Here is a 21,615-nt window from a genome sequence, read left to right as displayed (position 1 = left end):
GTTTCCCGGCCGCTGGCACGTGACCGGCCGGCGGAGGCGCGAACCTCCGCCGGCCAGTTTAGGCACGCCCTGACCGAGTCGCACTGATCGTGCCGGCCGCTCGTGGCGTCACGCGGGCCGCTCGTCCCGCCGGTCCGCCGCCGTCTCGGGCGCCTCGGCCGGTTCACCGGCCGCCGTCGGGAGTACCTCGGTGTCCCGGTCGGAGAGCCGGTCGAGTCGCTCGGTCGGGTCCGGGTCGAGTCGGTCGGTGGGGTCCGAATCGAGCCGGTCGGTCGGGTCCGAATCGAGCCGGTCGGTGGGATCCGGGGTGAGGAGCGGGTCCCGGTCGAAGAGCGTCCCGAGGGGCGCGTCGGTCGGTCCGGGGTCGGCGAGGTCGTCGCCGGTCGGCGCGGCCGGGGAGCCGGGGTCGGGCGCCTCCGGCGCCGTCGACGGCTGCCGTCCGGACCGGTTGGCCCGGAGCGCGCCGACCAGGCCCAGCGCGCCGACCCCGATCAGGCCGGCGGCCACCAGCCAGCCGATGGCCGGCAGTGTGACGTGGGTGAGCTGCGCGAAGAGCCACCAGGCGGTGACGCCGAGAAAGATCACGGCGAACGTCAGCGACACTCCGTCGGTACGGTGTGCCTTCATCGAGTCACCTCCGCGGTGGCGGCGTCGACCGACAGGTTGAGCAGCAGCTTCCCGCCACCGGGTCCGTCCTCGCCGAGGTCGGTCACCTCCCGTTGGTTGCCGTCGAAGTTGCTGTACCTGCGGTCCAGGACCAGGGCGTCGCCCGCGTTCACGTCGAGTCGTACGGTCACGTCGACGGTGGGCGGCAGGATCACCTTCACCTCGCCGAGATCGACGTCCACGCTCACCCGGGCGTCCCGGTTCGTGAAGTCGATCCGGGTCAGGTCGAGCGTGGCGTTGCCGAGCCGGGTCTCGTAGCGGTCGGCCATCACCTCGTAGCTGGCCGGTGCCCAGAGCACGTCGTCCTCGGCGCGCAGCCTGGTGTAGGACTCGGCGACCGTGGAGATGCCGAGGGCACTGGCCGCGACCAGGCCGAGGGCGATCAGCCAGCGGGCCCGGCCGAACCAGGCCCCGACCAGCAGCCCGAGGGCGATGGTCAGCAGGACGGCGGCGAAGTAGGTGGACGGCATGACCCGGACCGCGTCGGTCAGGTCCAGGATCGCGACCACGCCGATCGCCACGAAGATCATCGAGAAGGTGGCGGGACCGAGCGCGGAGCGCTCACGGGGTCGCTTCGGTGGCTTGACCTTCGGCGGTGGCGGCGGAGCCGGAGCCGGCCGTGCGGCGTACGGGCCGTGCGGCGCGAACGGCGCCCGGTAGCCCCCCGGCACGGGTGGTACCGGCGGTACGCCCGGATGCGGTCCGGTCGGTACGGCCACCGGTGGCGGGTTCGTCGGCCAGACCGGAGCCGGCGGGGCCGGGGCGGCCGTCGTCGGCCCGGCGGGGTGGCCCGGCGCGGCGGTCGGCTGGGGTGCCGGCGGGTACCAGACCGGCTGGCCGGGCGCGGCCTGCGGCGGTACCGGCTGGCCGGGTCCGGGTGGCGGATAGCCGGCTGGCGGCGGTGGCCCGGCACCCGGTTGCCAGTACGGTCCGGTGCGGTTCCGGTCGCGGTTGAGCAGCAGCGCGCCGCCGATCAGCACCGCCGCGCCGAGCAGTACGGCCCGGTAGGTGTCGGTCACGATGAAGCCGAACATCACCGCGGCGACGATGCCGAGGATCAGCACGGTGACCGGGGACATGCTCGACCGGCCCCGGCCGAGCATCGACTCGACGGGCGAGGCGGTGTCGCCCTCGGCGGGGATGATCAGCCAGGCGGCGAGGTACACCAGCAGGCCGATGCCGCCGAAGAAACCGAGTACGGCGAGGAGGACCCGCCAGAGGATCGGGTCGCTGTTCGTGGCCCGGCCGATCGCGGCGCAGACCCCGGCCAGGTAGCGGCCCTCGCTCGGCCGGACCAGCCCGTACCGGTAGGTGAACCCGAACTCCGGCGGCGGCCCGCCGGCTCCGGGCGGTGGTGGGCCGGGGGGCGGGGTCGTACCCGGTGGTGGGGTCGGGCCGGGGGGCGGAGGCCAGCCGGTACCCGGTGGCGGTGCCGGCTCGGTCCGCTCCGGGCCGGCGGCGGCCGGGCCGGGCGTGCCGGGTGCCTCCGGGGCCGGGCCGGGGCGCTCCGCTCGGTCGGGGTCGCCCACCGGACCGGGCGTTCCACGGGCGGCGGCAGCGTCGTCGGTCATGCTCCGATCCTCCGTCGTCGCAGGTGCGGCCGGCCTCAGGCGACAACCCTGAGCCCACCCTGAGATATCCGGTACGTGAAGTCCGGGGAGTCCCCATGGCTGCTGGGCCGGCCGACGTGTGACGATCGGAGCGTCGGTGGAACGGGACGTGACCGGGCAGGTCCGCCGGGTCACCCCGCCGCCCGAGACGACGAGGAGTCCGAAGATCCGCGCCACGACCGAGCCGCCCCGCCTCTACCGGGCCCGCGACCACCGGATGGTCGCCGGCGTGGCTGCCGGGATCGCCCTGCACCTGGGCATCCGGGCGGTCTGGGTACGCGTGGCGTTCCTGCTGCTGCTCGGGTTCAGCGGGCTCGGCCTGCTGCTCTACGCGGCGTTCTGGGCGGTGGTGCCGCCGCTGCCCGGTGGGGCCGCCCCGCCCCGGCGCAACGTCTTCCAGTTGCTGCCGTTCGTCGCCATCGGCCTCGCCGTGATCCTGATCGAGGTACTCGCCTTCAAGTCCGACGGGGTGGCCGGCACGGCCGGCTGGCTGGTTTCGATCATCGCGGTCGGCGCCGGGGTGATCTGGCACCAGTCCGCGCCGGAGCGCCGCTGGCAGTGGGACCAGTCGCTGCCGGTGCCGTGGCTGGGGGCGGTGGTGGCGGAGAGCGACCGGCGGGCCTTCGTGCTGCGGTTCATCGGCGGCGGGGTGCTGGTCGCGGTCGGCCTGATCGGGGTGGTGGCGGTCTACCGCCCGCAGGGCAACTTCGACGCGGTGGTCAACGGGGTGATCTTCGCCCTGGTCGCGCTCGCCGGGGTCGGCGTGGTGGCCGCCCCGGTGCTCTGGCGGACCTACAACCAGCTGCGGGCCGAGCGGGAGGGGCGGATCCGGGAGCAGGAGCGGGCCGAGCTGGCCGCGATGATCCACGACCAGGTGCTGCACACCCTCGCCCTGATCCAGCGCAACGCGGCCGACGTCAAGACGGTGCAGCGGCTCGCCCGCGGGCAGGAGCGCTCGTTGCGGAGCTGGCTCTACAAGCCGACCGGTTCGCCGAACGAGCGGTTCGCGGCGGCGCTGGAGCAGGCCGCCGCCGAGGTGGAGGACACCTTCGCGATCACCGTGGAGGCGGTGGTGGTCGGCGACCGGGAGACCGACGAGCGGGTCGGCGCGCTGGTGGCCGCGGCCCGGGAGGCGCTGGTCAACGCCGCCCGACACGCCAAGGTGCAGACCGTCTCGCTCTATGCCGAGGTCGAACCGGAGCAGGTGAGTGTCTTCGTCCGCGATCGCGGTGCGGGGTTCGACCCGACTACCGTTGAGGACCACCGGCACGGCGTACGCGGCTCGATCATCGGGCGGATGAAGCGGCACGGCGGGCGGGCGGAGATCCGCAGTACGCCGGGGGACGGCACCGAGGTGAGACTCTTCCTCCCGATACCCCGGGAGGGCGCGGCACCAGGGAAGGACAGGTAACGATCATGGTTGAGCCGACGGAGCCGGCGCGGGAGGAAACCCCGGCGCCGCGACCGCTGCGGGTCTTCCTCGTCGACGATCACGCGATGTTCCGGGCCGGCGTCCGCGCCGAGCTGGGGGCGCACGTCGAGGTGGTCGGCGAGGCCAGCACGGTGGCCGAGGCGATCAGCCGGATCGCCGCCACCGAGCCGGACGTGGTGCTGCTCGACGTGCACATGCCCGACGGGGGCGGTCGGGCGGTGCTGGAGGCGGTCCGGCGTACCCGTCCGGAGGTGCGGTTCCTGGCGCTCAGCGTCTCCGACGCCGCCGAGGACGTGATCGGGCTGATCCGGGCCGGTGCCCGGGGGTACGTCACCAAGACCATCTCGCCGGACGAGCTGACCGCCGCGATCCGCCGGGTGGCCGACGGCGACGCGGTGTTCAGTCCCCGGCTGGCCGGGTTCGTGCTGGACTCCTTCGCCTCCCGGCCGGACGCGCCGGTCGCCGACCCGGAGCTGGACCAGCTCACCAACCGCGAGCGCGAGGTGCTCCGGCTGCTGGCCCGGGGCTACGCCTACAAGGAGATCGCCAAGGAGCTGTTCATCTCCATCAAGACGGTGGAGACGCACGTCTCGAACGTGCTGCGCAAGCTCCAGATGTCCAACCGCTACGAGCTGTCCCGGTGGGCGGCCGACCGCCGGCTGGTCTGAGCCGCGACGTCCGTCGGCGGCGGCGGGCGGGTCGTCGGTGCGGCGTCGGCGATCCACCGGTACGGCATCAGCCGAGCGGTGGGTGTCCGGACGGTGACGATCGGATACGCTGAATCGATGTCCATCACTGTCTGGCGGGCCGCCGGACCCCCGGTGCGCAGTCCCGTATCGTCCAAACGGACGAGCACGGTAGGTATGCGCTTGACATCGGAGAGCGCCCGGGGTGACGCGGGAAAGGTCACAACAAGCCGTGCGGACGGCCGTCGGAGCGGCCCGCGTCGGTGACGTTTCGCCTGCTCATCGCCGTGTTCGGAGGGGTGGTCGGGTGGCCGGGCACACGCCTGAAACATTGCCGGCAACTAACGGGTTGATAACGGCACCTTTCCGCGCTAGGCGGCTCAGTGTCACAGTGTCAGTCACCTCACAGTCCCTCGTGAGCGCCCTGAGGAGGCTTCACTCATGCGCGGGCAATTCCCGTTAAAGATGGCGGTCGGAGCGACCGCCATAATGTTGTTGGCGGCAGGCTGCGGCGGCGGCGGCGACGACGAGACCTCGGCGGCCGACGCCCTGGTCTCGATCGGCATCGGCGAGCCGCAGCACCTGATCCCCTCCAACACCACCGAGTCCAACGGTGCCGAGGTGCTGGCCGCACTCTTCAGCCCGCTGGTGGACTTCGACGCCGAGAACAAGCCGTACACGGTCGCGGCCGAGTCGGTCGAGTCGACCGACAACAAGGTCTGGACGATCAAGCTCAAGGACGGCTACACCTTCCACAACGGTGAGAAGGTCGGCGCCGACAACTACATCAACGCCTGGAACCACGCGGCGTACGGCCCGAACGGCAACGGCGGCTCGTACTTCTTCGAGCGCATCGAGGGCTACAAGGACCTGCAGTCCGAGGACCCGGACGGCGACGGCCCGCAGAAGGCTCCGGACCCGAAGGCGAAGACCCTCACCGGTCTGAAGAAGGTCGACGACCTGACCTTCACCGTGACGCTGAGCGAGCCCTTCTCCGGCTGGCGCTCGGTCATGGGCTACACCGTCTTCTACCCGCTGCCGAACGCGGCGTTCGCCTCCGAGGGCGTGCTCAAGGAGGACTACGAGCAGGCCCCGATCGGCAACGGCCCGTTCAAGATGAAGGGCACCTGGCAGCACGACTCGAAGATCGAGGTCGAGCGCTACGCCGAGTACCCGGGCGACAAGCCGAAGGTCGGCGGCGTCACCTACAAGATCTACCAGGAGCAGACCGCCCAGTACGCCGACCTGATGGGTGGCGCCCTGGACGTGGTGACCCAGATCCCGATCGAGAACCTGGGCACCGCCCCGGCCGACCTCGGTGACCGCTTCAAGACCAGCTCGAACTCGGTCTTCCAGTTCGTCGGCTTCCCGACCTTCCTCCCGCAGTACTCGAAGGTCGAGGTCCGCAAGGCGATCTCGATGGCGATCAACCGCAAGGAGATCACCGACAACGTCTTCCGTGGCTCGCAGACCCCGGCGACGTCGTTCGTCTCCCCGGCGGTGGCCGGCTACCGCGAGAACAGCTGCGGCGAGGCCTGCACCTACGACCCGGCCAAGGCCAAGACGGCGTACGAGGCCGCGGGCGGCCCGAAGCAGATCAAGATCACCTACAACGCCGACGGTGGTCACAAGGCGTGGGTGGACGCGACCTGCAACCAGCTCAAGACCAACCTGGGCGTCGACTGCGTCGGCGTCGGCGAGCCGAAGTTCGCCGACCTGCTCACCAAGGTCGAGAACAAGGAAGACGTCGGCATGATCCGGCTCGGCTGGATCATGGACTACCCGCTGATGGAGAACTACCTGGGCCCGCTGTACGGGACCGGCGGTTCGTCGAACTACTACGGCTACAGCAACCCGGAGTTCGACAACCTGGTCAAGCAGGGCTCGGCCGCGCCGACCCAGGAAGAGGCCATCAAGCTGTGGCAGCAGGCCGAGGACATCCTCGCCCGCGACATGCCGGTGATTCCGCTGCGGCTCGGCCAGAACGTCTTCGGCCACTCGGAGCGGGTCAAGAACGTCGAGGTCGACAAGTTCCAGAAGGTCGAGCTCCTCAAGATCGAGGCGACGAGCTGACCTGACTGCTCCAGCGACGGACGGTCCGGTCCGCCCGGCCCAGCTCGGGTCGGATCGGACCGTCCGTACGAGCCTCACCGGCCCCGGTGACCGGGACCGGTGAGGCTGCGGTCGCTACCGTGCGCATCACGGTCTGCTGCCCAGCAGGCAGTCACCGATGCTCGTCTCTAAGGACTTGATATGTTCCGCTACTTCGTGCGGCGCGTCCTGCAAGGGGTCCTGACGTTTTTCGGGGCCACCTTCATCGTGTACGCGCTGATGTTCGCCAACCAGGACGACCCGCTCCAGGCTCTGGCGGGTGAGCGTCCGCTGCCGGAGAACGTCCGGCAGGCGCTCACCGAAAGGTACCATCTGGACGACCCGTTCATCGTCCAATATGGCCACTACATGCGTGGCCTGTTGACCGGTGACTTCGGCATCTCGCTGACCAACCGGCCGATCAGCGACATGATGCAGCAGGCCTGGCCGGTGACCATCCGGCTGGCGGTCTTCGCGATCATCATCTCGGCGCTGGTCGCCGTCACCGCCGGCATCGTCTCCGGAATCCGTCGCGGCGGCGTCTTCGACACCACCACGCTGATCATCACCCTGATCCTGCTCTCCCTGCCGATCGTGGTGCTGGCGCCGCTGGCGCAGCTCATCTTCGGGGTGCAGCTCAAGTGGTTCCCGGCGACAGCCGGCGCCGATCCCGGGTTCTATCAACTCATCCTGCCGGCGTTGGTGTTGAGCTGTCTGGTGATCGCCACCCAGATCCGGGTCACCCGGGCCTCGGTGGCGGAGAACCTGCGCTCGGACTACGTTCGTACCGCCCGGGCCAAGGGACTGGCGAACCGTCGGGTCATCGGCGTGCACGTGCTGCGCAACTCGCTGATCCCGGTCGTCACGCTGATCGGTGTCGACCTGGGCAACCTGATGGCCGGGGCGATCGTCACCGAGGGTGTCTTCAACATCCCGGGCGTCGGCTTCAACCTGTTCCGCGGGATCCGGACCGAGGACGGCCCACTGGTGGTCGGCTTCGTCAGCATCCTGGTGATCGTCTTCCTGGTGGCCAACCTGGTCGTCGATCTGCTGTACGCGGTACTCGACCCGAGGATCCGCTATGAGTGAGCGAAGTGCGCGAATCAGTCGGCTCGGCGTGACACCGTCCCGGTGGCGGCGCCGAGCGGAGCGAGGCAGCGGCACGAGTAAGCGAGGCGCCCGATGAGCAACGTCGAATCCGTCACCCAGGCGGAGGTACCCAGTGCCGCCGGTGTGCCGGTGTCCCCGGACGGCGGTCAGGAGAAGCCGCGGAGTCTGACCGGGGATGCCTGGGAAGACCTCCGGCGCAACTGGATCTTCTGGGCTGCCGCCGTCCTGGTGCTGGTGGTCGTGGTGATGGCGGCCTTCCCGGGCCTGTTCACCTCGGCCGACCCGGACGCGTGCGCACTGTCCCGGCAGCACCAGGGACCGAGCGGCTCGGCCATCTTCGGCTACAACTTCCAGGGCTGCGACGTCTACGCCCGGACGATCTACGGCGCCCGCAACTCGGTGCTGATCGGGCTCTTCGCGACCATCATCGCCGGAGTGATCGGCCTGATCGTCGGCATGGCGGCCGGCTACTTCGGTGGTTGGGTCGACGCCCTGCTCGCTCGGGGCATCGACATCGTGCTGGGCATTCCCACCCTGCTCGCGGCGATCGTGCTGGCCCGGCGGCTCTCCTCCGACCCGCAGAACTCGGGCTTCGTCGCGGTGGTCTTCACCCTCGGCGTCCTGACCTGGACGACCGGCGCCCGGATCATGCGGTCGTCGGTCATCTCGGCGAAGAACCAGGACTACGTGGCGGCGGCCCGGATGCTCGGCGCCGGCTCCGGCCGGCTGATGTTCCGGCACATCCTGCCGAACGCGGCGGCGCCGTTCGTGGTGGTGCTGACCATCCTGCTCGGCGTCAACATCTCCACCGAGGCGACCCTGACCTTCCTCGGCGTCGGTCTGCGCGGCGACGCGATCTCCTGGGGGATCGACATCTCCACGGCGGCACCGTACGTCCGGGAGACGGCCACCCCGCTGGTCTGGCCGTCGGTCTTCCTGGCGATGACCGTGCTGGCGTTCATCATGCTCGGCGACGCGATCCGCGACGCCTTCGACCCGAGGCTGCGGTGAGCTGACCCATGACCGATATCAAGGCAGAGATCGACGTCCTGCCCGGGCTGGACTCGTCCGCCCGGCTGCTGGAGGTCGACGGCCTGCACGTGGAGTTCCGTACCCAGGTCGGTGTCGCCAAGGCGATCAACGGGGTGGACCTGCACCTGGATCCCGGTGAGACGCTGGCGATCCTGGGCGAGTCCGGTTGCGGCAAGTCCGTCACCGCCCAGGCGATCATGGGCATCCTCGACTCGCCGCCCGGGTTCGTCACCGGAGGCGCGATCCGCTATCGCGGCGTCGACCTGCTCAAGCTCCCCGAGGAGCAGCGCCGCAAGGTACGCGCCAACCACATCGCGATGATCTTCCAGGACGCGCTCTCCGCGCTGAACCCGGTCTTCCCGGTCGGCTGGCAGATCGGCGAGCTGTTCCGGATGCACCGGGGGATGTCCCGGGGGGACGCCAAGAAGCGGGCGATCGAACTCCTCGACCTGGTCAAGATCCCGGCCGCCAGGCAGCGGGTCGGCGACTATCCGCACCAGTTCTCCGGCGGCATGCGGCAGCGCGTCATGATCGCGATGGCGCTGGCGCTCGACCCGAAGGTGCTGATCGCCGACGAGCCGACCACCGCGCTGGACGTCACGGTGCAGGCCCAGATCATGAACCTCCTCGCCGAGCTGCGGCGGGAACGGAACATGGGCCTGATCCTGATCACCCACGACATGGGGGTGGTCGCCGACGTGGCCGACCGGATCTCGGTGATGTACGCCGGGAAGGTGGTCGAGGAGGCGCCGGTGCTGGACATCTACGCCCGGCCGGCGCACCCGTACACCAAGGCCCTGCTGGAGTCGATTCCCCGGCTGGACCTCAAGGGGCAGCAGCTCAATGTGATCAAGGGACTGCCGCCCAACCTGACCCGGATCCCGGCCGGCTGCCCGTTCCACCCACGGTGCGGGTACGCCCGCGACGTGTGCCGGGCCGACCCGCCCCCGCCGCAGTACGAGGTGGATCCGGTGCGGACGGCGCGGTGCCATTTCTGGACGGAGGTGGTCGGCGATGAGCCAGCCGTCAGGTAACGAGGTCGTGCTGGAGACCCGTGGGCTGGTCAAGCACTTTCCGATCACCCGGGGCATCGTCCTGCAGAAGAAGATCGGTGCGGTACGCGCGGTCGACGGCGTCGACCTGCACCTGCGCCGGGGCGAGACCCTCGGCGTGGTGGGCGAGTCCGGCTGCGGCAAGTCGACGCTGGCCAAGCTGCTGGTCGGGCTGGAGAAGCCGACCGGTGGCGCGATCAACGTCCGGGGTCAGGACATGACCCGGCTGGGCGGCGGCGAGCTGCGCAAGGCCCGGCGCAACATCCAGATGGTGTTGCAGGACCCGTACACCTCGCTGAACCCGAGGATGACGGTCGGCGACATCATCGGCGAGCCGTTCGACATCCACCCGGAGGTCGCCCCGGCGGCCGAGCGGAAGCAGCGGGTCCGGGAGTTGCTGGATCTGGTCGGGTTGAACCCGGAGCACATCAACCGCTATCCGCACCAGTTCTCGGGCGGGCAGCGGCAGCGGATCGGGATCGCCCGGGCGCTGGCGCTCAAGCCGGAGATCATCGTCTGTGACGAGCCGGTGTCGGCGCTGGACGTGTCGATCCAGGCGCAGGTGATCAACCTGCTGGAGCGGTTGCAGGACGAGCTGGGGCTCTCGTACATCTTCATCGCGCACGACCTGTCGGTGGTGCGGCACATCGCGGACCGGGTCGCGGTGATGTACCTGGGCAAGATCGTGGAGATCGGTACCGAGGACGAGATCTACGAGCGGCCGACGCATCCGTACACCCAGGCGCTGCTCTCGGCGGTGCCGGTGCCGGACCCGACCCTGCGCGGCCAGCGGGACCAGATCGTCCTGGAGGGCGACGTGCCGTCGCCGGCCAACCCGCCCTCGGGCTGCCGGTTCCGCACCCGGTGCTGGAAGGCGCAGGAGATCTGCGCCACCGAGGAACCGCCGCTGGTGGAGCGGGAGCACTCGGCGCACCCGAGCGCATGCCACTTCGCCGAGGAGCGGGACGTGGTGCACGCGGTCGAGTAGACCCGTCAGACGCGGTGGTGGACCTGACCCGGCCCACCACCGATGCGAGAAGAACGCCTCCTCACTGCCCGGGGCGCGGGCCGCCATCCATGCGGCCGGCGTCCCGGGCTCGCGTTCGCACCACGGCCGTCGACGGCCGCGACGCCGCGCCGGTCGCCGCGGACCCGTCCGGGGTACGGCTCAGAGCGGGCCCCGGCCGGCCCGGAGCAGCAGCAGGGCGAGCTGGGTACCGTCGGCGCCGAGCGCCTCCCGGAACCGGTCCAGGATCTCGCGCTCCCGGGAGAGGACGAGCCGGGTGCCGCCGGAGGCCATCCGGGTCCGGCCGACCTGCTGGGAGAGCGCCGCGCGCTCCTGCCAGAGGGCGATCAGCTCACCGTCGATCTCGTCGATCCGCTCCCGCAGCCCGAGGATGTGCTGCGCGGCCTCCGGCGCGGTCGTCCCGGTCTCGGGCTCGGCGCCGTTCGCCGGAAGCTCTGCCACCTCTGCCGCCACCTCTGTCGCCATGGGGTCCTCCTTGCCAGCTAGGCCCCCGGTGCCTGGATCCCGACGCGAAAAGCCCCGGGCTCCAGGAGCCCGGGGCTTTTCGTAGGTCATGTTCAGGCGCGACCCACGGCTGCCGGACTCCCGGAGCCGTAGTAAAAGTAAGCCTGCGCCCGACGGATCACGGGTTTGAGTATGCCCAGCCAGCGGTGTCTTGGCAAGCACATCGGCGATGCCCGCGGACCGCCGCCGGAGCGCCCGGCGGGAGCGGTACCCGGGGCGGCGGAGCCGGGTACGGGCCCGGCGCAGGCGTACGTTGTCTCCCCGGCGGCATAGACTCGCGGGGCGATGCATGCTCTCTTCGAACCTCCGCCGCCCTCCGTCCCTCCGGCCCCGGACGCGCCCCGGCACCGGCCGTCCGGCCCCGACCCGCAGGCCCTGCTGGCCGGGCTGAACGGGCCACAGCGGGACGCGGTGACCCACTCCGGGGCGCCGCTGCTGATCGTGGCCGGCGCCGGCTCGGGCAAGACCCGGGTGCTGACCCACCGGATCGCCTACCTGCTCGCCGCCCGGGACGTGCATCCGGGACAGATCATCGCGATCACCTTCACCAACAAGGCGGCCGGGGAGATGAAGGACCGGGTCGCCGCGCTGGTCGGGCCGAGAGCCCGGTTGATGTGGGTGTCGACGTTCCACTCCGCCTGCGTACGCATCCTGCGGGCCGAGCACGAGCACGCCGGGCTGAAGTCGACGTTCTCGATCTACGACGCCGACGACTCGCGCCGGCTGATGCAGATGGTCACCCGGGAGCTGGACCTCGATCCGAAGCGCTACCCGGCCCGGGGGTTGACCACCCAGGTCTCCAACCTGAAGAACGAACTGGTCGACCCGGAGACGTTCGCCGCCCGGGCGAAGGGGCCGAACGAGCGGGCGCTGGCCGAGGCGTACACCCTCTACCAGCGGCGGCTGACCGAGGCGCACGCACTCGACTTCGACGACCTGATCATGACGACGGTGCACCTGCTCCAGTCGCACCCGCACGTCGCCGAGAGCTACCGTCGCCGGTTCCGGCACGTACTCGTCGACGAATACCAGGACACCAACCACGCGCAGTACACCCTGGTCAAGGAGCTGGTCGGCGGTACGCCCGGGGTCGAGCCGGCCGAGCTCTGCGTGGTCGGCGACGCCGACCAGTCGATCTACGCGTTCCGGGGCGCGACGATCCGGAACATCCTGGAGTTCGAACGGGACTTCACCGACGCCCGGACGATCCTGCTGGAGCAGAACTACCGCTCCACCCAGACGATCCTGAACGCCGCCAACGCGGTGATCGAGCGGAACAGCTCGCGCAAGCCGAAGCGGCTCTGGAGCGAGGAAGGCGCGGGGGAGCAGCTCGTCGGCTACGTCGCCGACACCGAGCACGCCGAGGCGGACTGGGTGGGCCGGGAGATCGACCGGCTCTGCGACTCCGACGCGGCCCGCCCGGGCGACGTGGCGGTCTTCTACCGCACCAACGCGCAGTCCCGGGTCTTCGAAGAGGTCTTCATCCGGGTCGGGTTGCCCTACAAGGTGGTCGGCGGGGTCCGGTTCTACGAGCGCAAGGAGGTCCGAGACGCCCTGGCCTACCTCCGCGCCGTGGTCAACGACGACGACACGGTGAGCATCCGGCGGATCCTGAACACCCCCCGCCGGGGCATCGGCGACCGGGCCGAGGCCTGCGTGGAGGCGCTCGCCACCCGGGACCGGATCTCGTTCGGCGCCGCGCTGCGCCGGGCCGCCGAGGCGCCCGGCATCTCCACCCGGGCGGCCAACTCGATCGCCGAGTTCGTCAGCCTGCTCGACGGGTTGCGGGAGCTGGCCGAGACCGCCCTGCCGGAGGAGGTGCTGGAGGCGGCCCTCACCCGCTCCGGCTACCTCGGCGAGCTGGAGGAGAGCATCGACCCGCAGGACGCCGGCCGGGTGGAGAACCTCCAGGAGCTGGTCAGCGTCGCCCGGGAGTACACCGAACGGGTGGAGGCGCTGGCCGAGGAGGGCGGTCCGGGTGCCACCCTGGCGGGCTTCCTGGAGCAGGTGGCGCTGGTCGCCGACGCCGACCAGGTGCCGTCGGACGACCCCGACCACCAGGGCGTGGTCACCCTGATGACCCTGCACACCGCCAAGGGGCTGGAGTTCCCGGTGGTCTTCCTGACCGGCCTGGAGGACGGCGTCTTCCCGCACCTGCGGGCGCTCGGCGACAACCGCGAGCTGGAGGAGGAGCGCCGGCTGGCGTACGTCGGGATCACCCGGGCCCGCAAGCGGCTCTACCTCTCCCGGGCGGTGACCCGGTCGGCCTGGGGGCAGCCGTCCTACAACCCGCCGTCCCGGTTCGTCGACGAGCTGCCGGGCGACCTGGTCCGCTGGGAACGCACCGGGGCCGCCTACACCTCGTGGTCGGGGACCGGCGGCGGGGTGGGTGGCCGGTCCGGCTCCGAGGACCGCTCCGGCGCCTACCGGGGCGGCGGCTTCTCCGGGGGTACGCCGAAGGCCGCCCAGCTCGCCTCGCGGCTCGGCATCGACGGCAGTCGGCTCAGTACGGCGAGCGAGTTGAAGCAGCCGCCCAAGGTTGCCGCCGGGGATCGGGTCAACCACCAGCGCTACGGTCTCGGCCGGGTGCTGGCGGTCGAGGGGCACGGTTCGGGTGCCCGGGCGCAGATCGACTTCGGTGACCAGACGCTCTGGCTGGTGCTCCGGCACGCCCCGATCGACAAGCTCTGACCGTCCGCCGGGCGGCCCGAGTTCCCGCTCGACCGCCGACCGGGCTCAGCAGCCCAGGTCGACCCCACGGGCCCGCATCCACGGCGCCGGGTCGACCTGGTTCCAGAGCCCGTTGTGCACCTCGAAGTGCAGGTGCGGTCCGGTGGCGTCGCCGGTGGCACCCTCGTACCCGATCACCTGGCCGGGCTTGACCCGGTCGCCGACGCTCACCACGGTCCGGCTCTGGTGGGCGTAGTGGGTGAGCCAGCCGTTGCCGTGGTCGACGACCACCGAGATGCCGTACCCGGCGAAGGCCCAGCCGGCGTCGACCACCGTGCCGGCTCCGGCGGCCCGGATCGGGGTCTCGGCCGGCATCGCCAGGTCGATGCCGGCGTGCATCGTCCCCCAGCGCATCCCGTAGCAGGAGGTGACGCCGGCGCCCGGCATCGGGTCGACCCAGGCGGCCGCCTTCCGGACGGTCGGGCTGGCCGCCTTCGCGGAGGCGCTGCTCCGGCTCGGCTTCGGGGTCGGCGGCCGGGTGGTCGCGGTGGTGGCCGGGGTCGGCGTCGCGGTCGCGCTCGGGGTCGGGGAGGTCGTCGGGGCGGTGTCCTCCCGTGCGGACCGGTCGGCGCGCTGCGCGGCGTCGGCCCGGGCCGACTCCTGCTCGGCCACCGACACCCGGTCGGTCGGCCGGTCGTCGCCGAGGGCCACCGCGGTCACCGCGCCGGCCACGCCGAGGCCGAGCAGTGCGACCAGTCCGGGTACGAGGTACCGGCGCCGGCCGCCGACCCGGTGCCGGGCGACGCCCGATCCTCCGGTACGCCGGGGCGCGGTGGGCTCGGCGGCCCGGTCATCGGTCGGCTCGGGCTGGGTCGGATCGGTCTCCGGCACGACGGGTCCCTTCTGGTAGCGGAGTGGACCCGGAAATGGTGGTCGGCGCCGTGCTGCCCGCTCCGCCCCGGGTCGTCGAGCACGGCCGGGGGCCGGACGGCAGCGCCGGGGTTATGCCGTGAATCGACCCGGTCGACCCGTCTGGCAGGTGGTTCGGCTGTGCTGTCCGTCACATCGACCGGTGTGGCGCAGGAAACTTCGCCGGACCCTGGGCGAAAGAAAACCGCCCAACCGGTCTCGGTCGGGCGGTAATGCGGCGTGACGGCGCGTCAGGAGGCGGCTACGCCGGCGTACGGATCGTCGACTTGTAGCTGAATGTCCACGTCCCGGTCCCGCAGGTAGGGGATGGGGTCGGTCGGCTTGCCTTTGACATGCAGCTCGAGATGCAGGTGTGAGCCGTAGGAGTGGCCGGTGTTGCCGACCAGGCCGAGCTGGTCGCCGGCCTTGACCTCCTGCCCCTCGGTGACCAGCAGCTTCGAGGAGTGCCCGTAGATCGACTCGGTGCCGTCGGCGTGCTCGACGATGACGCAGTAGCCGTACCCGCCGAACCAGCCGGCCTTGGTCACCGTGCCCGCGTGCACCGCGTGGTAGGGGGTCCCCTCGGGGGCGGCCAGGTCGATGCCGGCGTGCAGCTTGTTCCACTTCATGCCGTACGGCGAGGTGAAGCTGTACTTGTCGAGCGGGAGCCGCCAGACGTCGGGCGCGGCGGCGAGGGTGGAGGCGAGTCCGTCGTCGCCCCGGTCGTCCCGGGACGGCCGCTCGGCGTCGGCGGCCCGCGCGCTCAGGTCCTCGCTGGTGGCGGCGGCCTTTTCCAGGTCCGCCAGTGCGGACGGGCTGACCGCCTTGGCGTCGGGGAGAGCCCCCGCGCCGAGCGCGACGACGCCGGCTCCGACGAAAGCCGTGGTGACGACGGCGGCGTAGCGGCTGCGCGGGGGTGTGGGGACGCGGCGTCGCCCTCGATAGCGATCGGGCTCAGACGACAGGCGCTGGCGCACGCACACCCTCCGTTGTCGGGTCAGTGTTGCGACCGTGACCGATGTTCGACGATCGAAGTGAACTCCGGTTGACCGCGTTGTCGCCGGGTCGTAGACCTGATGACAACCGTGGGCCACGGTAACCAACCCCTAGGCGCGCCACAAGTCGCAGCGCCAGATTGCCGGTTCGCTGTGCGGTTGTGCGTCATGGAATGCCATATCTCGTAACCTTTTGCGACCGGCCTCGTTAGTAACTCTCGGTTACTTCTGATGCAGCGGTGTGTCATCGATCCGACCCGCGGGAGAGCCCGCTCGGTGGCCTCCCTAGGGGTGTCGCCGGACGGCTGCCGGGTACCCCGGACCCCGCCGCTTCCGGGCTCGTCGCCGCGGGGAGTTCCCGGGCGGCCGGCAACCGGGTTACCGTTCGTTAAGGTAACTCTGACCGGTGTCCTGGAGAGGTGTTGCGCTGATGAGTTCTCGGATCCGGGTGGTCGTCGCCAAGCCCGGCCTGGACGGGCACGACCGGGGTGCGAAGGTGGTCGCCCGGGCCCTGCGGGATGCCGGCATGGAGGTCATCTACACCGGTCTGCACCAGACGCCCGAGCAGATCGTCGAGACGGCGATCCAGGAGGACGCCGACGCGGTCGGCCTGTCGGTGCTCTCCGGTGCGCACATGACGCTGTTCCGCCGGGTGTTGGAACTGCTCGCCGAGCGGGACGTGACGGATCTCGTCGTCTTCGGCGGCGGGATCATCCCGGACGCGGACATCCCGGAGCTGGAGCGGCTCGGCGTCGCGAAGATCTTCACCCCGGGCGCCACCACCGGCTCGATCGTGGAGTGGGTCCGCGACAACGTCGGCCAGCCGGTGATCGGCTGACCCTGCCACCCCGCCGGCGCGCCGAGTGGTACGGGCCGGGGCGCCGGGTCCGGAGATGGGGGAGAGGCCGGACGCACCCCTCACACGTCCGGCCTCTCTATGCGCGATGCCCCGCCGCCACCCCTCGACCGACAGGGCATCGGCCGTCTCCGTCATCGCGCTCCCCCAGCGCTCCGACATCAGACTCAACGACGTCCCTTACGCCGGGTTACGCCGCCCGGGAAATCTTTTCCCCGCCGCCCCAGGTCGGCGGCCACACCGACCCGCCGGCCTGCTGTGCGTTACCGCACACCGAGCACCCACGTGGATGCCGGGCGTGCTCACCTCGCTAGGCTGCGGCCGACGGCCTGTTCGTGCCTACAGCAGGCCCAACTCATTCACACGCTGGCGGCGGTGCGACGGCGCGCCGCGGAGACGGGACGGGACGCGCAATCGTGGACCTGTACGAATACCAGGGGCGTGAGCTGTTCGAGCGGCACGGGTTGCCCGTGCTGGCCGGCGGTGTCGCGACGACCCCCCAGGAGGCCCGCGCGATCGCCGAGCGCCTCGGCGGCCGGGTGGTCGTCAAGGCTCAGGTGAAGGTCGGCGGCCGGGGCAAGGCGGGCGGCGTCAAGCTGGCCGAGGGGCCGGACGAGGCGGTGGCCCGGTCCACCGACATCCTCGGCATGGACATCAAGGGCCACACGGTCAACAAGGTCATGCTGACCGTGACCGCGGACATCGCCGAGGAGTACTACTTCTCCTACCTGCTCGACCGCGCCAACCGCACCTTCCTCTGCATCGCCAGCGTGGCCGGCGGGATGGACATCGAGCAGGTGGCCGCCGAGACGCCGGAGCGGGTCGCCAAGGTGACGATCGACGCCAACGCCGGGGTCGACGAGGCCAAGGCGCGGGAGATCGTCGAGGCCGCCGGCTTCCCCGCCGAGCTGACCGACCAGATCGTGCCGATCGCGGTACGCCTGTGGCAGGCGTTCGTGGCCGAGGACGCCACCCTGGTCGAGGTGAACCCGCTGGCCCGGACGGCCGACGGAAAGGTGCTCTGCCTCGACGCGAAGGTCTCGCTCGACGAGAACGCCGGCTTCCGGCACCCCGACCACGAGGCGCTGGTCGACCAGGCCGCGGTGGACCCGCTGGAGCAGCGGGCCAAGGAGAAGGACCTCAACTACGTCAAGCTGGACGGCGAGGTCGGCATCATCGGCAACGGCGCCGGCCTGGTGATGTCCACCCTCGACGTGGTGGCGTACGCGGGCGAGTCGCACGGCGGCGTCAAGCCGGCGAACTTCCTCGACATCGGCGGCGGCGCCAGCGCCGCGGTGATGGCGAACGGCCTGGAGATCGTCCTCTCCGACCCGTCGGTACGCAGCGTCTTCGTCAACGTCTTCGGCGGGATCACCGCCTGCGACGAGGTCGCCAACGGCATCATCCAGGCGCTGGCCCTGCTCGCCGAGCGCGGCGAGACGGTCGACAAGCCCCTCGTGGTACGCCTCGACGGCAACAACGCGGAGGCCGGGCGGGCCATCCTCGACGGCGCCGCGAACCCGCTGGTGCAGCGGGTGGACACTATGGACGGCGCGGCCCAGCGGGCCGCCGAGCTCGCGGCTGCGGGGGTGTGAGATGGCTATCTGGCTGACCAAGGAGTCCAAGGTCGTCGTACAGGGGATGACCGGCTCCGAGGGGATGAAGCACACCAGGCGGATGCTGGCGGCCGGTACCAACGTCGTCGGTGGGGTCAACCCGCGCAAGGCGGGCCAGAAGGTCGCCTTCGACAACGTCGAGCTGCCGGTCTTCGCCAACGTCGCCGAGGCGATGGCGGCCACCGGTGCCGACGTCAGCGTCATCTTCGTACCGCCGCAGTTCACCCGGGGCGCCGTGGTCGAGGCGATCGACGCCGGCATCCCGCTCGCCGTGGTGATCACCGAGGGCGTACCGGTGCACGACACCGCCGCGTTCTGGGCGTACAACGTGGCGCAGGGGGAGCGGACCCGGATCATCGGGCCGAACTGCCCCGGCATCGCCTCGCCGGGCGCCTCCAACGCCGGCATCATCCCGGCCGACATCACCGGTGCGGGCCGGATCGGCCTGGTCAGCAAGAGCGGCACCCTGACCTACCAGATGATGTACGAGCTGCGCGACATCGGCTTCTCCACCTGCGTCGGCATCGGCGGCGACCCGATCATCGGCACCACCCACATCGACGCGCTCGCGGCGTTCCAGGCCGACCCCGAGACCGACGCGATCGTGATGATCGGTGAGATCGGCGGTGACGCCGAGGAGCGGGCGGCCGAGTTCATCAAGGCCAACGTCACCAAGCCGGTGGTCGGCTACATCGCCGGCTTCACCGCGCCGCCCGGCAAGACGATGGGGCACGCCGGGGCCATCATCTCCGGCTCGGCCGGTACCGCCGACGCGAAGAAGGCCGCCCTGGAGGCGGTCGGGGTCAAGGTCGGCAAGACGCCGAGCGAGACCGCGCGACTGATGCGCGAGCTGATGTCCGGCGGCTGAGCCGTCGACGGATTCTCACCGGGGTGGTCGGCCTGTGCCGGCCACCCCGTTCCGTACCCCGCACGACCGGGCTTCCGGCGGGGACAAAGCGGATATCGCGCCGGCCTCGCCCATCCGTACGGTGGTGTCGCGAACCGGCCGACCCGCCGCCGTGCCAGAGTAGGCGCTGATGCCACCACCCACCGTTCCCGACCGGCCGGAGTCGCCGGAGACCGAGCCGGCCGAGCCGGCCGCTGCCGCGAGGCCGGCGGACGGCCGGGAGTCGCGCCGGGGCCGGCCGGCCGGGGAGCCACCGGCCGGGCCGCACCGGGTGCCCCGGCCGAGGCCGGGCGGGGCGGCACGGCGCGGCCGGGCCCCGCTGGCGGTCGCGGCGGCGGTCGCCGCCGGCTGGGCGGCGCTGGTCGGCTACCTGCCGGTCGCCGTGGTGCTCGGGGTGGCCCGGTTCGCCGAGGGCGGCGGCGAGGTCGTCGGCGCCGCCCGGCTGGGGCTGGCCGGCTGGCTGCTCGGGCACGGCGTGCCACTACAGACCGACGCCGGGGCGTTCGGCCTGCCGCCGCTCGCCCTGGCCATGCTGGCCGCCTGGCGGCTGAACCGGGCCGGGGTGCACGTCAGCCGGGCCGTCCGGGTCCGGGAACGGCCGAGCACGGGCCGGGCACTCGCCGTCGCGGTGGCGGTCGGCATCGGGTACGGCGTCATCGGCGGGCTCGCCGCGCTGCTGCTCGGCGGCGCCGGGCCGACCGCCGACCCCGTACGCGCCGTGCTGACGCTGGCCGGCTTCGGCACCCTCGCCGCGTTCTTCGGCGCGGCCCGGGCCAGCGGGGTGCTGGCGGCGGTGGCCCGGCGTACTCCGCTGGTGCTCCGGGACGGGCTGCGTACCGGGGTGGTCGCCGCCATGCTGCTGCTCGGGGCCGGTGCCGGGGTGGCCGGACTGGCGGTGGCCACCGGCGGCGGGGAGGCCGGCGACATGATCGGCGCCTACCGCACCGGTGTGCTGGGCCAGGCGGGCATCACCCTGGTCAGTCTCGGCTACGCGCCGAACGCCGCGGTCTGGGCGGCCAGCTATCTGCTCGGGCCGGGCTTCGCGATCGGCACCGACACGGTGGTCCGGACCTCCGAGGTCTCCATCGGAGCGCTGCCGGCCGTACCCCTGCTGGCCGGGCTGCCGCAGGGTCCGCTCGGCGGGGTCGGCGGCGTCGTGCTGGCCGTACCGGTGCTGGCCGGCATGGCCGCGGGCTGGCTGCTCGCCCGCCGCCGGATGCGTTCGGCGGCCGAACGGAACGTGGCACCGCCCGGCTGGGGCGCGCTGCTGGGCGCGGCGGCGGTCGGCGGCCCGGTCGCCGGGGTGGTACTCGGGGTGGCGGCGCTGCTCTCCGGCGGCCCGCTCGGCGGCGGCCGGCTCGCGGAGGTGGGGCCGGCGCACTGGCAGGTTGCCGCCGGGGCGACCGTCGTGGTGCTGGTCGGCACCCTGATCGGCGCCGCCGCGACCCGGGCCCTCGCCCGGGGCTGAGCCGCCGGCCGCGCCGGCCGGAACGCGCTCGGGGCGCCCCGAGAACTCCGGGGCGCCCCGATGTGGCTGTCACGACTCGCGGACCGTCACCTCTCCGGACGGCCGCGTGCCGCCCGGCCGGTGGTCACGGCGTGTAGCTGAAGCCGTTGACGTTCAGCACGACCGCCAGGATCACGTTGACCACCCCGAGGAGCAGGCCGACGGCGCCGCAGATGAGGCCGGCCAGCGCCTGACCCCCGTTGCTGGCCTCACCCCGGCTGGCCTTGCCCCGGCCGAGGAAGCCGAGCACGACACCGGCGATGCCGGCGATGATGCCCAGCGCGGCACAGCACGCCGCCGGAATCGAGATGATGCCGACGATCATCGCGATCAGGCCGAGGGTGTTGTTCTGCCCGCCGCCCGGCGCGTATCCGCCGGTCTGGTAACCGGGTGCCGCGCCGTAGGGCTGGCCCGGCATCGGCTGCTGACCGTACGGGTCCTGGTACGGCTGCTGCGCGTCCTGGTACTGCGGCTGTCCGTACGGCTGGCCCGAGGTCGGCTGTCCGTACGGCTGGCCCGAGGTCGGTTGCCCGTACGGCTGGCCCGAGGTCGGCTGCGGTGGCTGCGCGTACGGATCCTGGTGCTGCGGTGCGTTCGGATCCGACGGCTGCTGCCCGTACGGGTCCTGACCTGGGTAGCCGGGCTGCATGACAAGACTCCTTCGACAGGTCTTTCAGACTAGATGCTCGACGCCGAGTTGGCGCTGATGATGAAACTGATGACGCAGCAGATCAGCGAGACCGCCCAGAGGCAGATGCCGATGATCAGGGCCAGCTTCGACCACTTGCGGGACTCGGCGGCGGCGGCCTGGGCCGCCTGGTAGTTGCCCTGCTGGAGCAGGGGGTTCACCTTCGAGGCGTTCATGATGGCCGGGATGGCCAGCGGCCAGAACAGGAAGATCGCGACGATGGACATCGTCATGTTGTTGTTGATCTCTTGCGGCGG

19 protein-coding genes are annotated in these 21,615 nt (G+C 71.6%); 12 read left to right on the top strand and 7 right to left on the bottom strand.

Going from position 1 to position 21,615, the window contains the following annotated elements; all coding sequences use genetic code 11:
* Positions 1 to 108: 108 nt before the first annotated feature.
* Together C6W10_RS38740 and C6W10_RS24055 are read right to left on the bottom strand one after the other, a co-directional pair.
* Entirely contained in the window at positions 109 to 627 is a 519-nt protein-coding gene (locus C6W10_RS38740; RefSeq protein WP_234361401.1) for a phage holin family protein, read from the bottom strand.
* Positions 624 to 2,237 carry a PspC domain-containing protein gene (locus C6W10_RS24055; RefSeq protein WP_107260735.1) on the bottom strand — a complete coding sequence of 538 codons (1,614 nt, stop codon included), beginning with the start codon at positions 2,235 to 2,237 and terminating at the stop codon, positions 624 to 626. Before C6W10_RS24055 ends, C6W10_RS38740 begins: the two co-directional genes overlap by 4 nt.
* A 205-nt stretch (positions 2,238 to 2,442) precedes the next feature.
* Here C6W10_RS24055 and C6W10_RS24050 point away from each other — a divergent pair, with 205 nt between their 5' ends.
* The 7 genes from C6W10_RS24050 to C6W10_RS24020 all read left to right on the top strand — a co-directional run bounded on the left by C6W10_RS24050 (position 2,443) and on the right by C6W10_RS24020 (position 10,667).
* Positions 2,443 to 3,687, top strand: a complete 1,245-nt coding sequence (locus tag C6W10_RS24050) for an ATP-binding protein (protein ID WP_304598560.1) — start codon at positions 2,443 to 2,445, stop codon at positions 3,685 to 3,687.
* Between the two features lie 5 nt (positions 3,688 to 3,692).
* A complete protein-coding gene (locus C6W10_RS24045) occupies positions 3,693 to 4,376 on the top strand; it encodes a response regulator transcription factor (RefSeq protein ID WP_107260733.1) in 684 nt (227 codons plus the stop codon).
* A 459-nt stretch (positions 4,377 to 4,835) separates the two neighbouring features.
* On the top strand, positions 4,836 to 6,467 hold the full coding sequence (locus C6W10_RS24040; RefSeq protein ID WP_107260731.1) for an ABC transporter substrate-binding protein: 1,632 nt from the start codon (positions 4,836 to 4,838) through the stop codon (positions 6,465 to 6,467).
* Positions 6,468 to 6,647: 180 nt separating this feature from the next.
* Positions 6,648 to 7,574, top strand: coding sequence for an ABC transporter permease (locus tag C6W10_RS24035; protein ID WP_107260729.1), 927 nt, complete (start codon positions 6,648 to 6,650; stop codon positions 7,572 to 7,574).
* A 93-nt stretch (positions 7,575 to 7,667) separates the two neighbouring features.
* A complete protein-coding gene (locus C6W10_RS24030; protein ID WP_107260728.1) occupies positions 7,668 to 8,606 on the top strand; it encodes an ABC transporter permease in 939 nt (312 codons plus the stop codon).
* An 8-nt stretch (positions 8,607 to 8,614) separates the two neighbouring features.
* Complete coding sequence (locus C6W10_RS24025; RefSeq protein ID WP_107260726.1) at positions 8,615 to 9,661, top strand: ABC transporter ATP-binding protein; 1,047 nt, start codon at positions 8,615 to 8,617, stop codon at positions 9,659 to 9,661.
* Positions 9,642 to 10,667: an ABC transporter ATP-binding protein gene (locus C6W10_RS24020; protein WP_107260724.1), complete on the top strand. Its 1,026-nt coding sequence runs from the start codon at positions 9,642 to 9,644 to the stop codon at positions 10,665 to 10,667. Before C6W10_RS24025 ends, C6W10_RS24020 begins: the two co-directional genes overlap by 20 nt.
* 180 nt (positions 10,668 to 10,847) lie before the next feature.
* On the opposite strand, the gene C6W10_RS24015 is transcribed toward C6W10_RS24020, so the two are convergent.
* Positions 10,848 to 11,171 (bottom strand): chorismate mutase, encoded by a 324-nt coding sequence (locus C6W10_RS24015; protein ID WP_107260722.1) that lies wholly within the window; start codon positions 11,169 to 11,171, stop codon positions 10,848 to 10,850.
* 324 nt (positions 11,172 to 11,495) lie between these two features.
* Between C6W10_RS24015 and pcrA the strand changes: the two genes are divergently transcribed.
* On the top strand, positions 11,496 to 13,901 hold the full coding sequence (gene pcrA / locus C6W10_RS24010) for a DNA helicase PcrA (RefSeq protein WP_107260720.1): 2,406 nt from the start codon (positions 11,496 to 11,498) through the stop codon (positions 13,899 to 13,901).
* Positions 13,902 to 13,946: 45 nt separating this feature from the next.
* On the opposite strand, the gene C6W10_RS24005 is transcribed toward pcrA, so the two are convergent.
* Positions 13,947 to 14,771, bottom strand: coding sequence for a M23 family metallopeptidase (locus tag C6W10_RS24005; RefSeq protein WP_107260718.1), 825 nt, complete (start codon positions 14,769 to 14,771; stop codon positions 13,947 to 13,949).
* A 269-nt stretch (positions 14,772 to 15,040) separates the two neighbouring features.
* Complete coding sequence (locus tag C6W10_RS24000) at positions 15,041 to 15,766, bottom strand: M23 family metallopeptidase (protein ID WP_107264236.1); 726 nt, start codon at positions 15,764 to 15,766, stop codon at positions 15,041 to 15,043.
* Between the two features lie 448 nt (positions 15,767 to 16,214).
* Here C6W10_RS24000 and C6W10_RS23995 point away from each other — a divergent pair, with 448 nt between their 5' ends.
* The 4 genes from C6W10_RS23995 to C6W10_RS23980 all read left to right on the top strand — a co-directional run bounded on the left by C6W10_RS23995 (position 16,215) and on the right by C6W10_RS23980 (position 20,631).
* The gene (locus C6W10_RS23995) at positions 16,215 to 16,622 is read left to right on the top strand and encodes a cobalamin B12-binding domain-containing protein (RefSeq protein ID WP_107260717.1); all 408 of its coding nucleotides are present in this window, start codon (positions 16,215 to 16,217) and stop codon (positions 16,620 to 16,622) included.
* 434 nt (positions 16,623 to 17,056) lie between these two features.
* Entirely contained in the window at positions 17,057 to 18,235 is a 1,179-nt protein-coding gene (sucC, locus tag C6W10_RS23990; RefSeq protein WP_107260715.1) for an ADP-forming succinate--CoA ligase subunit beta, read from the top strand.
* A 1-nt stretch (position 18,236) separates the two neighbouring features.
* Entirely contained in the window at positions 18,237 to 19,124 is an 888-nt protein-coding gene (gene sucD, locus C6W10_RS23985; protein WP_107260713.1) for a succinate--CoA ligase subunit alpha, read from the top strand.
* 169 nt (positions 19,125 to 19,293) lie between these two features.
* Positions 19,294 to 20,631, top strand: coding sequence for a DUF6350 family protein (locus tag C6W10_RS23980; RefSeq protein WP_234361400.1), 1,338 nt, complete (start codon positions 19,294 to 19,296; stop codon positions 20,629 to 20,631).
* Positions 20,632 to 20,755: 124 nt separating this feature from the next.
* Here the strand turns inward: C6W10_RS23980 and C6W10_RS23975 are convergent, their stop codons facing one another.
* Positions 20,756 to 21,319 carry a DUF4190 domain-containing protein gene (locus C6W10_RS23975; protein ID WP_107260711.1) on the bottom strand — a complete coding sequence of 188 codons (564 nt, stop codon included), beginning with the start codon at positions 21,317 to 21,319 and terminating at the stop codon, positions 20,756 to 20,758.
* Positions 21,320 to 21,348: 29 nt separating this feature from the next.
* Positions 21,349 to 21,591: a CD225/dispanin family protein gene (locus C6W10_RS23970; RefSeq protein WP_234361399.1), complete on the bottom strand. Its 243-nt coding sequence runs from the start codon at positions 21,589 to 21,591 to the stop codon at positions 21,349 to 21,351.
* Positions 21,592 to 21,615: the final 24 nt, after the last annotated feature.

The organism is Plantactinospora sp. BB1 (genome assembly GCF_003030385.1).
Taxonomy (GTDB): Bacteria; Actinomycetota; Actinomycetes; order Mycobacteriales; family Micromonosporaceae; genus Plantactinospora.
The sequence above is the reverse complement of the archived record's forward strand: the minus strand, read 5'-3'. Positions and strand labels throughout refer to the sequence as shown.

Bases quoted from the DNA above. Each gene is read 5' to 3' on its own strand.
- C6W10_RS23975 (WP_107260711.1), bottom strand. From the start codon at position 21,319: ATGCAGCCCGGCTACCCAGGTCAGGACCCGTACGGGCAGCAGCCGTCG.
- C6W10_RS24035 (WP_107260729.1), top strand. From the start codon at position 6,648: ATGTTCCGCTACTTCGTGCGGCGCGTCCTGCAAGGGGTCCTGACGTTT.
- C6W10_RS23980 (WP_234361400.1), top strand. From the start codon at position 19,294: ATGCCACCACCCACCGTTCCCGACCGGCCGGAGTCGCCGGAGACCGAG.
- C6W10_RS24040 (WP_107260731.1), top strand. From the start codon at position 4,836: ATGCGCGGGCAATTCCCGTTAAAGATGGCGGTCGGAGCGACCGCCATA.
- C6W10_RS24055 (WP_107260735.1), bottom strand. From the start codon at position 2,237: ATGACCGACGACGCTGCCGCCGCCCGTGGAACGCCCGGTCCGGTGGGC.
- C6W10_RS24025 (WP_107260726.1), top strand. From the start codon at position 8,615: ATGACCGATATCAAGGCAGAGATCGACGTCCTGCCCGGGCTGGACTCG.
- C6W10_RS23995 (WP_107260717.1), top strand. From the start codon at position 16,215: ATGAGTTCTCGGATCCGGGTGGTCGTCGCCAAGCCCGGCCTGGACGGG.
- C6W10_RS24030 (WP_107260728.1), top strand. From the start codon at position 7,668: ATGAGCAACGTCGAATCCGTCACCCAGGCGGAGGTACCCAGTGCCGCC.
- C6W10_RS24045 (WP_107260733.1), top strand. From the start codon at position 3,693: ATGGTTGAGCCGACGGAGCCGGCGCGGGAGGAAACCCCGGCGCCGCGA.
- C6W10_RS38740 (WP_234361401.1), bottom strand. From the start codon at position 627: ATGAAGGCACACCGTACCGACGGAGTGTCGCTGACGTTCGCCGTGATC.
- C6W10_RS24015 (WP_107260722.1), bottom strand. From the start codon at position 11,171: ATGGCGACAGAGGTGGCGGCAGAGGTGGCAGAGCTTCCGGCGAACGGC.
- sucD (WP_107260713.1), top strand. From the start codon at position 18,237: ATGGCTATCTGGCTGACCAAGGAGTCCAAGGTCGTCGTACAGGGGATG.
- C6W10_RS23970 (WP_234361399.1), bottom strand. From the start codon at position 21,591: ATGACGATGTCCATCGTCGCGATCTTCCTGTTCTGGCCGCTGGCCATC.
- pcrA (WP_107260720.1), top strand. From the start codon at position 11,496: ATGCATGCTCTCTTCGAACCTCCGCCGCCCTCCGTCCCTCCGGCCCCG.
- C6W10_RS24020 (WP_107260724.1), top strand. From the start codon at position 9,642: ATGAGCCAGCCGTCAGGTAACGAGGTCGTGCTGGAGACCCGTGGGCTG.